This window comes from Thermoleptolyngbya sp. C42_A2020_037 (assembly GCF_015272455.1).
Taxonomy (GTDB): Bacteria; Cyanobacteriota; Cyanobacteriia; order Elainellales; family Elainellaceae; genus Thermoleptolyngbya.
Window position 1 is genome coordinate 19,665 of the sequence record NZ_JACYLP010000046.1, and the last position, 12,955, is coordinate 32,619.

General features: G+C 58.0%; 9 protein-coding genes and 1 pseudogene. 7 read left to right on the forward strand and 3 right to left on the reverse strand.

The annotated features are described in order from the left end of the window. Nucleotides 1-13: 13 nt before the first annotated feature. Entirely contained in the window at nt 14-3,559 is a 3,546-nt protein-coding gene (gene mfd / locus IGS16_RS15560; protein ID WP_297086945.1) for a transcription-repair coupling factor, read from the reverse strand. Between the two features lie 388 nt (nt 3,560-3,947). Here mfd and IGS16_RS15565 point away from each other — a divergent pair, with 388 nt between their 5' ends. From IGS16_RS15565 to IGS16_RS22380, 6 genes and pseudogenes are all read left to right on the forward strand, one after another. Further along, the gene (locus IGS16_RS15565; RefSeq protein WP_297086947.1) at nt 3,948-5,276 is read left to right on the forward strand and encodes a hemolysin family protein; all 1,329 of its coding nucleotides are present in this window, start codon (nt 3,948-3,950) and stop codon (nt 5,274-5,276) included. A 105-nt stretch (nt 5,277-5,381) separates the two neighbouring features. Continuing rightward, entirely contained in the window at nt 5,382-6,155 is a 774-nt protein-coding gene (locus tag IGS16_RS15570) for an ABC transporter permease (protein WP_297086949.1), read from the forward strand. A gap of 284 nt (nt 6,156-6,439) precedes the next feature. Then, nucleotides 6,440-7,336 (forward strand): endonuclease VIII, encoded by an 897-nt coding sequence (nei, locus tag IGS16_RS15575; RefSeq protein ID WP_297086951.1) that lies wholly within the window; start codon nt 6,440-6,442, stop codon nt 7,334-7,336. A gap of 149 nt (nt 7,337-7,485) precedes the next feature. Continuing rightward, on the forward strand, nt 7,486-8,376 hold the full coding sequence (locus IGS16_RS15580) for an ABC transporter permease (protein WP_297086953.1): 891 nt from the start codon (nt 7,486-7,488) through the stop codon (nt 8,374-8,376). Between the two features lie 7 nt (nt 8,377-8,383). Continuing rightward, nucleotides 8,384-9,259, forward strand: a pseudogene (locus IGS16_RS22375) (ROK family protein); the annotation flags it as partial. Nucleotides 9,260-9,343: 84 nt separating this feature from the next. After that, nucleotides 9,344-10,105 (forward strand): sensor histidine kinase, encoded by a 762-nt coding sequence (locus tag IGS16_RS22380; RefSeq protein WP_367185802.1) that lies wholly within the window; start codon nt 9,344-9,346, stop codon nt 10,103-10,105. 316 nt (nt 10,106-10,421) lie between these two features. Here IGS16_RS22380 and IGS16_RS15590 read toward each other — a convergent pair whose 3' ends face one another. Further along, nucleotides 10,422-10,901 (reverse strand): hypothetical protein, encoded by a 480-nt coding sequence (locus IGS16_RS15590; RefSeq protein ID WP_297086956.1) that lies wholly within the window; start codon nt 10,899-10,901, stop codon nt 10,422-10,424. A gap of 345 nt (nt 10,902-11,246) precedes the next feature. Between IGS16_RS15590 and IGS16_RS15595 the strand changes: the two genes are divergently transcribed. Continuing rightward, the gene (locus tag IGS16_RS15595) at nt 11,247-11,741 is read left to right on the forward strand and encodes a DUF1499 domain-containing protein (RefSeq protein ID WP_367185803.1); all 495 of its coding nucleotides are present in this window, start codon (nt 11,247-11,249) and stop codon (nt 11,739-11,741) included. 354 nt (nt 11,742-12,095) lie between these two features. Here the strand turns inward: IGS16_RS15595 and IGS16_RS15600 are convergent, their stop codons facing one another. Next, nucleotides 12,096-12,914: a CAP domain-containing protein gene (locus IGS16_RS15600; protein ID WP_297086960.1), complete on the reverse strand. Its 819-nt coding sequence runs from the start codon at nt 12,912-12,914 to the stop codon at nt 12,096-12,098. Between the last annotated feature and the right edge of the window lie 41 nt (nt 12,915-12,955).

Sequence of the window (12,955 nt, forward strand, 5' to 3'; positions counted from 1 at the left end):
TTGATATCAATCCCTAAACCAAGCTCGGCTCCAACAAGGCCCCCTGCATCCGGCTGAGCCAGTCGATCAGGTTCTCTAGCTGGAGGTCGGCGCTGAGGGCCCCCAGTCCGCGGACGGTGACTTTGCCGGGGGTGTAGACAAAGCGGGGTTGCAGGTGGCTGGGCAGCTTGTCCTTTAGTAGGTTCCAGGCGGGTTCTTCCATCGGCGTTTCTAGCAGGATGTGCTGCTTGCCGTCGGGCTTGATGCGCGAGAAGCCCAGCTTCTTAGCGATTTGCTTCAGTTCTACCACGCGGAACAGTTGCAGCGCGGCGGGGGGAATGGGGCCATAGCGATCGCTCCAATCCACCGCAATCTCGGTCAATTCCTGCTTGGTCTGGGCAGCGGCGACGGCGCGATAGGCGCTCATCTTTTGATCCAGGTCGGGGATATAGTCGGCGGGGATGAAGGCGGTGAGGCGCAGGTCGATTTGCGTATCGTCCACCTGGGGAATTTCCTGGCCGCGAATTTCCTTGATGGCTTCCTCCAGCATTTCCATATACAGGTCAAAGCCGATCGCATCCATCTGGCCCGACTGCTCTGCGCCCAGCAGATTGCCCACGCCGCGAATCTCCATATCGCGCATGGCCAACTGATAGCCAGAGCCAAGCTGGGTAAATTCTTGGATGGCGCGGAGGCGCTGGCGGGCGGTTTCTGTAAGCTGGCTCTGTTTCGGGTAAAACAGCCACGCATGGGCCTGGATGCCCGCTCGCCCGACCCGACCCCGGAGCTGGTAAAGCTGCGACAGACCGAACTTTTGTGCGTCTTCGATCAGAATCGTATTGACGCGGGGAATGTCCAGCCCCGATTCGATAATCGTGGTGCAGACGAGAATATCCGCCTCGCCGTTGTTGAAGGTGAGCATGGTGGCTTCCAGTTCGCCTTCCTGCATTTGCCCGTGGGCGATCGCCATCCGCACCCCCGGCACCATCTCTCGGAGCTTGGCGGCGGTTTCCTCAATGCCCTCCACCCGTGGCACCACGTAAAACACCTGCCCACCGCGATCGAGTTCTTGCCGAATGGCCGTCCGCACCATCTCCGGGTCGTAGGGCGACAGGTGCGTTTTGATGGGGCGGCGGGAGGGCGGCGGCGTGGTAATCAGGCTCATCTCGCGCACGCCCGACAGCGCCATGTAAAGCGTCCGGGGAATCGGCGTGGCGCTGAGGGTCAGCACGTCTACCTGGGTTTTCAGGGTTTTGATTTTTTCCTTCTGGTTCACGCCAAAGCGCTGCTCTTCGTCTACCACCAGCAGCCCCAAGTCTTTGAACTGCACGCCCTTGCCCAAAAGCTGGTGCGTCCCCACCACCACATCCAGTTCCCCAGAGGCGAGGCGCTTCAGGATGTCCTGCTTTTCGGCATTGGTGCGAAAACGGTTCAGCAGACCGACCTGAATCGGGTATGGGGCAAAGCGCTCCTTCAGCGTGTGGTAATGCTGCTGCGTCAGAATCGTCGTCGGCGCGAGCAGGGCGACCTGTTTCCCAGCGGTGATCGCCTTGAACACAGCGCGGATGGCGACCTCGGTTTTGCCGAAGCCCACGTCGCCACAGACCAGCCGATCCATCGGGCGATCGCCCTCCATGTCCCGCTTCACGTCCTGAATCGCCTTGAGCTGGTCGGTCGTGGGCTGGTAGGGGAACGAGTCCTCCATTTCCTCCTGCCAGGGCGTGTCTGGCGGGTAGGCGTGGCCCTGCTGCTGGGCCCGCTGGGCATAGAGTTGCAATAGGTCAAAGGCAACTTTCTTGATTGCTTTGCGAACCTTCTGCTTGGTGCGCTCCCAGGCTTTGCCCGTCATCTTGCTGAGTTCGGGTTTGCCCTCGCCCACGCCGCGAAACCGCGACAGCGCATTCACCTGATCCGCCGCCACCCGCAGCAGCCCGTCGGCATATTTCAGCACCAGATATTCGCGGGTTTCGTTGTCCAGCGTCAGGCTTTCCAGCTTGATGAACTGGCCAATGCCGTGGTTTTTGTGGACGACGTAATCGCCCGGTTGTAGCTTGTTTGGGTCAACTTGTTTGGAGGCGGCGCGGCGACGCTTGCGGACGTAGCTGGGCGTGGCCAGGGTGTGCTGCCCAAAAAACTCGCGGTCGGTGAGGACGACGATGCGGAACGTCGGCAGGATGAAGCCCTCTAGCTCTGCCAGACCGGAATACTTCACCGCCGTCGGCACGCGGTTTGCCTGGAGCCGATCGATGGCCGGATAGTCGTGCGGATTGGGAATGAACTGCGCCGGACAGTCGTGTTCCTGCAACAGCGCCACTGACCGCGACGGCTGCGCCGAAATTAGCCAGATCCCAAACTGGCGATCGCGCTCTTGGCGAATCGTCTCTGCCAAGCGCCCAAACTGGTGCGGCACGGCGGGAACTGGGCGGCTCGACAGGTTCAGCCCGTTGCCTTCCTCCGCTAGTTCGGACAGGTGTAGACAGAGGAAGCGATCGCACGCCGCAAGGGACTCCGTAAACGGTCGGTGGGTCTTGGGAAGGGTTGGAGCCGTGAGAGGTTGCGCCGTCACGCCGTCGTTCTCCGTGCCCTGCCCCCCGGATACCTCGCGCCAGTGGTCTTCCGCATGGTCAAACCAGCGATCGCCATGTGCCTGACATTGCTCCACCTCATCAATGGCAACCAGGGTATTCTCTGGTAAATAATCCAGCAGCGACGCGGGCCGGTCAAACGCCAGCCCCAAAAACCGCCGTGCCCCTTCCAGTCGTCCGCTTTCCGCCAATCGCTCCGCTTCTTCCGGGGATAGGTACGGCTGGAGACGCTCCAAACTTTCTGCCAGATCGCCCTGACCGCTGGCCCCCAGTCCCAACAACACCATCGGCGCAAAATCCGTTGCCGTCAGCACCAACTGCGGCACATTGTCGAGCGATCGCTGGCTGGCCGGGTCAAACTCGCGGATCTTCTCTAGCTCATCGCCAAATAGCTCCAGGCGCACGGGCAACTCCGCCGCCACCGGAAACACGTCGATAATGTCCCCCCGCTGGCTCCACTGCCCCTCGGTTTCCACCATTGCCACTTTTTCGTAGCCCAGCAGCGCCAGTTGGCGGCTGAGGGATTTCAGGTCAATTTCCAAGCCCTGGGTCAGCGTGACGCAAAACTGGCGAAACGTCTCCACGGGCGGCAGGTGCGGCTGGAGCGATCGCTCGGTAGACACAATTGCAAGCTGGGACGACTGGGACGATGACTCAACCCGCGCCAGATCTGCCAACACCTGCAACTGCCCCCAGGTCATTTCCGATTCGGGGTCAAAGGGTTCGTAGGGCGACGCTTCTGAGGTGGGGTAAAAATGCACCGTGTTCCAGCCCATCGCTTCCAGTTGGGCCGTCCAGCGGCCGGCTTCCTCCAGCGTGGCGGCAACCACCAGCAGCGGGCGCTGGGCCGTTTGGGCCAGGGTTGAGGCGACCAGTCCCTTGGGCAGGCGGGCAATGCCGTTGAGACTGAGGCGGCGCTGCTGGTTCAGCTTGGTGAGCAGTTCGGCGGTGAGGGGCGATCGCCCCATGACGCGACAGATCGACGAAAACGCCATAGCGGTTGGGATTTCGGGAAGCAGTGGTTGAGCTAAAGACTGTTGACCATTGTAAAGCGCAGCCAGAGATTCAGGATTGGGGGAACCGCTTCCGGAAAGACGGGTCAGGGCCCAGGATTCAGGAAATCGGTTCCAGATGTCAGGTCAAATCTGTCGCTGACCCCTGGCCGCTTGCGAGAAAATCTGCTGATCCTACAATTTCACCCTGGCCGAGGTGCTACCTTCATCTATAAGTTTGCGAGATGCGCTTGCCAATTTGGCTTGCCAAACCTGGTTAGCAAAATTGAGTCTGCAAGCACCTGCAAGCTTGTCTTCCCTTCAAACTCAACTCCAAAGACGTTTCTAGCCCCTTTTGCCGGACGCGGGCTGCTGCCGGAGACTGCCACCAATGCCTTCCGTTGCTGTTGAAGTTTTAATCGTGCTGCTGCTGATTTTGGCAAATGGCATCTTTGCGATGTCGGAGATGGCGATTGTGTCTGCCCGCAAAATCCGCCTTCAGGAGATGGCCGAGCGAGGCGACAAAAAAGCCCAGGCAGCGATAGAACTGGCGACTTCTCCCAATCGGTTTCTCTCAACGGTGCAGGTTGGCATCACGCTCATTGGCATTCTGGCGGGCGCGTTTGGCGGGGCGACGATTGCGAATACGCTGGCAGGGGCGATCGCCCAGATTCCCGCGCTTGAACCCTACAGTGGGGCGATCGCCCTGAGCCTGGTTGTGCTGGCCATTACCTATCTATCGCTGATCATCGGCGAACTCGTGCCCAAACGCATCGCCCTCAGCAGCCCCGAAAAAATCGCCAGGGCTGTCTCTCGCCCCATGCGCTGCCTCTCTTCTCTAGCCTACCCGCTGGTGCACTTGTTAAGCGCTTCCACCGAAGGCATCCTGAAACTGGTGGGCGTGAATCAGTCTTCTAATGAACCCCTGGTGACGGAAGAAGAAATTAAGGTGATGGTGCGCCAGGGTGCAGAGGCCGGTATGTTTGATGCAGCCGAGCAAGACATGGTAGAGCGCGTCTTTCACCTGGGCGACCAGCGCGTCAGCGGCCTGATGACCCCACGCCTGGAAATTATCTGGCTAGATCTCAACGATCCTGAACATATTAATCGTCAAAAAATCATCGAAAACGGGCATAGCCGCTATCTGGTCTGTCAGGAAACGCTAGACAACGTGCTGGGCGTGGCTCATGTCACTGATCTGCTGTCGCGCAGCCTGTCTGGCCAACCCTTTGATCTGGCAGGCAACCTGCGGCAGCCGCTCTTCGTGCCCGAATCCAGCCCCGCGCTGAAGGTGCTGGAGTTGTTCAAACAGTCCAGCACGCACCTGGCGATTATTGTGGACGAATACGGCGTGGTGCAGGGTATCGTCACGCTGAATGACGTGATGGAAGTCATCATCGGCGATGTGCCGATGGCAGACCACGGCTTTGAAGCCGCCATCGTGCAGCGCGAAGACGGCTCCTGGCTGCTGGACGGCATGTTGCCCATCGACAAGCTCAAGGAACTGTTCGACCTTGACGAACTGCCGGATGAAGACCGGGGCAACTATCAAACGCTGGGGGGCTTCGTGATCATGCAACTCGGCCGGATTCCTGCCGCTGCCGACTATTTCAACTGGCACAACCTGCGGTTTGAGGTGATGGATATGGACGGCAATCGAGTAGATAAGATGCTGGTGATGCCAGTGGTGCAGAAGGACGATAGCGCAATGGGGGGATGAGTTGCGATTCAGGAAAATAACAGGATGATGGAATGAAGCGATGATGAAACATTCCAATCCCCTTAAGCTTCGATCCTTCGATACCCCGATCCTCCAGGTCTTCCAATGCTCGAACTTTTTCTGGCCGAACTGCGTCGAAGCTGGATTCAACTGTTGCGATACTCCACCGAGGCGATCGCCGGTATTGTGATCACGACCGTCGTCTTCTACGGGCTGTTTTTGAGTGCGCGGTATATTGCCGGGCCAGACTTGCAGTTTGGCGATCGCCTCGATGCGGTGGTCATCGGCTACGTGCTGTGGACGCTGGCGCTGTTCATCATGAGCGACGTGGCGGGCAACTTGCAGCGCGAAGCGCAGACGGGCACACTGGAGCAGCTATTTTTATCGCCCTACAGCCCGCCCCGGCTCTTCCTGACGCGGGCACTGGCCAGCCTAACGATTCAACTGACGCTGATCGCCTGCATCCTCGGTGTGATTTCGCTGCTCACAGGCACGCGCCTATCCTTTCCGCCTGCGGTGCTGCCTGCCTTTGCCACGGTGCTGCTAGGGGCCTATGGACTGGCCTTTGCGATGGGGTCGCTGTCGCTATTGCTAAAGCAGGTACAGCAGCTTTTGGGAATTTTCCAGTTTGCGCTGCTGTTTTTGCTGGCCGTGCCATCGGAAACCTGGTCGGGGCCGCTGCGGCTGTTGGGGCTGCTGCTGCCAATGGCTCCCGGTGCAGGGCTGATGCGCGATGTGATGGCGCGGGGCGTGCCGCTCAGGGCCAGCAACTTTGGGCTGGCCCTGCTGAATGGTGCGATTTACTTTGCGCTGGGGCTGACGCTGTTTCACTTAGCCGAGCGTGAAACCAAGCGGCGCGGCAAGCTAGCGGGCTACTGATAGCGTCTATGGACAGAAAAGAGTTGAGGAATATTGCGCTGATTTTTCCAAAATGGTAGGCTGTGAGCCTGTAAAGCTGACCCCATTGCTAATTAACGCCTAAAAGCTCGAAATCCCTCTGATATGCTCCCTGAATTCATCAGCAACTTGGCGGATTTCACTCAGCCTTTTACGCAAACAGAACGAAAATAGTACGCAAATCGGATGAACGCCAGCGATTCGGATGATTCGATAGCTCCAGCCTCCAGCTTTAAATCCTTAACCCCCAATCTCTAAGCCCTAATATGCCTGAAGGCCCCGAAATCCGCCGTGCTGCGGACGAAGTTGAACGTGCCATAGTCCGCGAGCCTGTCCAAGATATTTTCTTCGCCTTTGAGCATCTGAAACCCTACGAAGACAAACTGAGGGGCGATCGCATCCTAAACGTGCAAACACGCGGCAAGGGAATGCTGATTCGCTTTGCCTGCCAGCTCAATATCTATAGCCACAACCAGCTCTACGGCATCTGGTTCGTCCGCAAAGCCTACGATTTCCCAAAAACAAAGCGTCAACTCCGTTTGGCAATTCACAACAGCCAAAAATCTGCCCTGCTCTACAGTGCCTCGGATATCGAAGTGCTGCGAGAAGACGAGCTAATGCAGCACCCCTTCTGGAGCCAGGTTGGCCCCGACGTGCTGGATTCCGCCGTCACCGTTGAACAGGTCGTCGCCCGATTTCTCGATCCACGCTTTCACCGTCGCGGGCTGATGTCGCTGCTGCTCGATCAAAAATTCCTCTGCGGCCTGGGCAACTATCTCCGCAGTGAGGTACTGTTTGTGGCGGGCGTGCATCCTAGCCTGCGCCCGATGGACTGCACCCCAGAGCAAATAACTGGACTGGCTGAGGCGGCGATCGCCCTTTCCCGTCAGTCCTACACCACCGGCGGTATCACCAACGACCTCAACCTAGTAACCCAACTGAAGCAGCAAGGCCTCAGCCGCGGACAGTATCGCTTTCAAGTGTTTAACCGCGACGGACAGCCCTGCTGGGTGTGCCAAACGCCAATCGAGAAAGACACCCTGGGCGGACGACGGATTTACTACTGTCCGGTTTGCCAGAGCAAGGGCGTAAGGTCTGTCGTAAGTCCTGTCTTTTTAAGTAGCGCTCCGGATAAAATGCCTGAAAGCCCCGCAGAGGCTTGACTAGCACTCCAAAATCGCCCCTCCAAAATCCAAAATCGCCCCTCCAAAATCCAAAATCGCTAGTATCCCAACTCGCTATCACGCTTCCTCAGACGTGCGACAATAGGCCACGATCTTTTCCCTTTTTTGCTCCTGGAATCCCATTTGGCATGGCGCTTACCAATTTGCGATCGCTCCGATTTTTACGCACGACACAGCGGCCGAGTTTGTCGGTGCAAATGATGTGGGTGGGCGTGGCGATCGTGGCAGTATTTGTGCTGGCGGCGCTGCTGGCTCCGCTGTTCCACACCTGGGGCTGGCTGCAAGACCCGCTGGAGGCGCTGGCGAACCCAATTCATGAATCACCGTCGGCGGCGCACTGGTTTGGCACCGATCGACAAGGCTACGACATTTTTGCTCGCACCCTCTATGGCGCACAGGCGGCGCTGAAAGTAGTGGTGCTGGCGACGGCGCTGAGCGTGCTGGTGGGCGTGCCGTTGGGAATGCTGAGCGGCTATTTGGGCGGCTGGCTAGACCGAGTGCTGCTGTTTCTGATGGACACGATCTACACGCTGCCGGGGCTGCTGCTGTCGGTGACGCTGGCGTTTGTGGTGGGGCGGGGCGTGCTAAATGCGGCGATCGCCCTCAGTATTGCCTACGTGCCGCAGTATTACCGCGTCGTGCGGAACCACACCGTCAGCGTCAAAACCGAGCTATTTATAGAAGCGGCGCAGTCGATGGGTGCGTCCACCTGGCGCGTTTTGAGCAAGTACCTCTTTGCCAACGTGATCCAGAGCGTGCCCGTGCTGTTTACGCTCAACGCCGCCGATGCCGCGCTGACGCTGGGAGGACTCGGCTTTTTGGGACTGGGCTTGCCCGACCAAACCCCCGAATGGGGCGCAGATCTCCGCCAAGCTCTGGACGCGCTGCCGACGGGCATCTGGTGGCCCGCCCTCTTCCCCGGCCTCGCCCTGACGCTGCTGGTCACGGGCCTATCTCTGGTCGGCGAAGGGCTGAATGAGTTTATTAACCCACTGCTGCGGCGAGAAAACTGGAAGTAACGTCCCTATGCCCTACGTAATTGGCATCGACCTCGGCGGCACGGCGATCAAGCTGGGGCGATATGACGCTCAGGGAAGGTGCGCTGCGTCCGTCACCGTGCCCACGCCGCAACCGCCCCAGCCAGAGCAGGTGGTCGAGGCAATGGTAGCGGCGATCGCCCAGGTTGACCCCCAGAACGAGGCGATCGCCCTTGGGGTCGGCACGCCAGGCCCAGCAGACGCAGCGGGGCGGGTGGCGCGGGTTGCCATCAACCTCGGCTGGCAGGACGTGCCCCTGGCAGATTGGCTGGAGGCGAGGACAGGCAAACCGACGGTGCTGGCCAACGATGCCAACTGTGCGGGGTTGGGCGAAAGCTGGCTGGGGGCAGGGCGCAACTTTCAGGATATGATCCTGCTGACGCTGGGGACGGGCGTGGGTGGAGCGATCGTGCTGGATGGCAGGCTGTTTGCGGGGCGACAGGGCACAGGCGGCGAACTGGGGCTAATCACGTTGAATCCGCAGGGGCCAGAGTGCAACAGCGGCAATCGTGGTTCCCTGGAGCAATATTGCTCGGTGCAGGCGATTCGACGGCGCACGGGGCTAGAGCCAGGAGAACTGGGCCGCAGAGCTAAGGCGGGAGATCGGGAGGCGATCGCCTTTTGGCAAGAATATGGGCGCGACCTCGGCGCGGGCATCGCCAGCCTGGTCTATGTCCTCACGCCAGAAGCGGTAATCCTCAGCGGCGGCATCAGCGCCAGCTTCGAGTTTTTCTACCCGACGCTGTGGGCGGAACTGCAAACCCGCGTGCTGCCCAGTTCTCGCGAAGGGCTGCAAGTGTTGCCCGCTGCTCTGGGCAATCAGGCCGGTGAGGTGGGTGCGGCCAAGCTGGCGTGGGAGTTGGTGAGAGCACAGGGGTTGCGAAGCGATGGACTGGAGCGGAATGACGGGAGGGAGTCGCCGACCTCCAGTTCCCTCCGCAAACTGGAAATGGCCTACTGGCTGGCTTCCGAACAGGCGCGATTCAACGCCGGGTTTCTGGCGCGGGTGTCTCATGAACTGCGATCGCCCATTAACGGCGTAATCGGGCTACAGCAGTTGATTCTCAACGATCTGTGCGATAGCCCAGAGGAGGAGCGGGAGTTTGTGCGACAGGCCAATGGCGCAGCCCAAAAGATGCTGGGGCTGCTGGATCAGGCAATCGCCATTTCGCGCATTTCCCAGGACTTTCGCAAGCTGGAGCTACAGCCTGTACAGCTTGCAGGAACGTTTCTGGCAGTGGGCGATCGCACCCAGCTTCTGGCCCGCAACCGCAATTTGCAGCTAGAAATCCTCCCGCCTAGCCCAGCCTACTACGTGCTGGCCGATCCGCAGTGGTTGCAGCAGGGGTTGGTGAGCCTGGTGAGCGGGGCGATCGACACCATGCGCGATGGCTCGATTCGCCTGATGGCAGAAATCGACGCAGCCACCAAACTGGCCCATCTCATCCTGGAAGACACGCGCCCCACTGAGGCCTGGCAAGAACCCCTCGACCAGTTAGCTGCTCTATCGCAAAACCCCAAAATTACTCGCAGCAGTGGCTATGTGCCTGTGGCTCAACTCTCGTCGGGATTGGGCCTGCTGGCATTTCAATCTATCCTAGAGGCAATGGGCGGACGGCTGGAATTGCTGAATATGCCCAGCGAAGATAGCCCCCTGTCGCGATTGCAAATAACCCTGCCCCTGATTCAAGAAGAAGACGAGGGGGTTTGAGCCATAGAAAAGAGATGGCACTGAGTATATGGAGATGGCACTGATAGTCGTACCCAGATGATGGGGGGAGGCCCACTCCCCCAGCTTCATGAACGAGAGCCAGTGGAGAGGGGGGCGTTGCTGAACAGAAGCATGTTTCTCGTGCTTGAGCTTCTTGCAGTCCTCACCCTCGCCCTCTCCCAAAAGAAAGGGAACAAAAGGAAAGGGAGCAAGCGTTGTGGCTCCCTTATCCCTGGGGAGAACCGATTATCTTGAATGTCAAACGAATCATGCAGATTGAAAGTTGCACATTGCGTTGTTATGAGTTGATTGCCAGCTAGGAGGTCGGCAAGTTTGATACATTGAGCCGCAGGCGATAGTTCACCGGGGCACTAGAAGCCGTCGAAACGCGCACAAAATAAGTGCTAGGCAAGAGGCCCGTCAGGCTAAACCTACGAACCCCAGCCAGCACAGGAAACGACAGCTTTTGTCCACCGAACCTCAGCACCCTGCCCCTGGCATTTAGCACCGCAAGCTGAACCGTCGGCGCACCCGACTTGCGAAAGACAATCTGCGCGGCGGATGGATTTTTCACCACTAGCCGATACAAGTCGCGGTCTGAGCGGCTGACCGAATCTTGCCGATTAAAGGCTCCAGGAATAGGCCTGACCCGTAGCGCGGATGCCAGCGTTCCTCCGGGTTCTCGCTGAGAGGCGCGGGCGGCGGTTCGCACGCTGAGCGCAGCTAGGGGCGAAGATTTGACAGGCGCAGAAAGACTGCGATTGCTGGAGAGACTGGATTTTAGAGGCTGAGACATGACGATTTTCGACAATTTTCAAAACAGGAAGACTTCTAGCTTATCCCTGGAAATACGGAAATGAGGATGTGCTTTTTATAAAGCTTAAATATTCTCAAAGATTAAATGACAGGCAAACGAGCAATTCTTTGGTTTTTGGAGGGAGCGAGCTTGAGTTGGGCAGGATTGTAAAGATATTGTTATGAAATCTATGGCAGGGTGTCGAATCGCAGTTTCTATACCGTCAGAATCAACGCCCAAACGCTCGATAACGGCGTAAATAAACCCCAAACCAAGAGGCAACGTATGAATCGATGGAAGTGGCTGACTGTCTTTGCTCTGATGATGCTGCTGGGAGGCAGTTTGATGCGTCCGGCAGCAACGCTGGCGGCTCCGCATTCGACCATAGTTTCTCCGACCTCGATCTCTGTGACCGTGTTTGCTGAATCTTCTGGAGGTGCTCCGTTGTTTTCTTTTTCTGGATCGCGTCCCACCAATCTGGGAGTAAAGGACGGTAAACTGGCAGCTTGTCCTAGCTCACCCAACTGTGTCAATAGTCAAGCTCCAGCGTCAGATGCCGAGCATTACATTGCGCCCCTGAGCTATAGCGGCACCTCGGCCGAGGCGATCGCCCGTCTCAAGGGCATCATTACCGCCATGCCGCGCACCCAGATCATCACCGAGTCTGAAAACTACCTCTACGCCGAGTTCACCAGTGCGCTGATGGGGTTTGTGGACGATGTGGAGTTCTACGTAGACGAGGCGGCGGGCGTGGTGCAGGTGCGATCAGCCTCGCGCCTGGGTCAGTCTGATTTGGGCGTGAATCGCAAGCGAGTTGAGGAAATTCGGGCTAAGCTGTAGAGATTTTGGCTTGGGGATTTTGGATTTTGGCTTGGGGATTTTGGATTGAGCAAGCGGTTTGGGGCGATCGCTCTCTCCCATAGTCCAAAAACTCCCTCCATTTTCTGCCAAAAAGATTTTGTAAAAAAAGAGGCGAGAACGCAGCACATTCCCGCCTCCGTTTTGCTGTGCAAACCAAACTGTCTTGCTGTGCAAATCAAACTGTCTTGCTGTGCAAGCCAAACTGTCTTGCAAGGCTTGCCCTCACCCTTTGATATCGATTCTCTTCAGTAGCGTTACGAATAAAATTGCTGAACGCTCTGCAAACGCTCGACTAGCAATCCAAAATCGCAAATCCAAAATCGAACTCCAGCCCTACAGGGGCTTACCAAAGTTTTGCGTCCAATAGTGGTAATAGTTGACCTGGCCGGTGTCATTGGCGAGGTAGTGGTAGCCGATGCCGATGTCCTGATAGTTGGGATTGAGCATCGCCGCCCGATGTCCGGGGCTGTTGATCCAAGCATTGACCACGGCCTGAGGCGTGGTGTAGCCCGCAGCAATGTTTTCGCCCGTGAACGACCACTGATATCCAGCCGCCGTAACCCGCTGACTAAAGGTAGAGCCGTCTTTGCCCGTGTGGCTAAAGAAGTCCTGATTTGCCATATTGAGGCTGTGCCCCTGGGCTGCATTACTCAGCTTGCTGTTATAAGACAGCGGCCGCAGGCCGTTTTGCTGGCGAAACGCATTGGTCAGCCGCAGCACCTCGGCAATGAACCCAGTCGGCTGGGTTTCGCGAGTGCCACTACTGGAGGATGTATCCGATGGGGTCGTTTCCATTGCCAGGTTGTAATCGAGACTGCCGCCCCGGCTGCGGACTCTGAGGAAGAATGTGCCCGTCAGGTTTTTGGCGGCTAGCGTGTTGGATTGCCCAGGGCGAATAGGCATCCTGCCTTTAACCTCGTTGGCATCGAGGCGGCCGTTGTTGTTCAGGTCTTGGATTAGATGGGCGATCGCCCCTGTGCCACTACCTGTTCCCGAAGCCGCAATGGTGACATTGCTTGATTTACTAAAATTGAGGCGGTAGATGTCATCCCGATCGCCAGAGCCGACCCACTCGGTGAGGTTCAGCTTCCCAGAAGAGAAGCTGAGCCTGCGGGCCGTTGCAAAGGTGTTTCCAGCAGTGTCTTTTTGCATATCACTTGGATGACTGCCTATCGGGTGGACTCTTCCAGTAA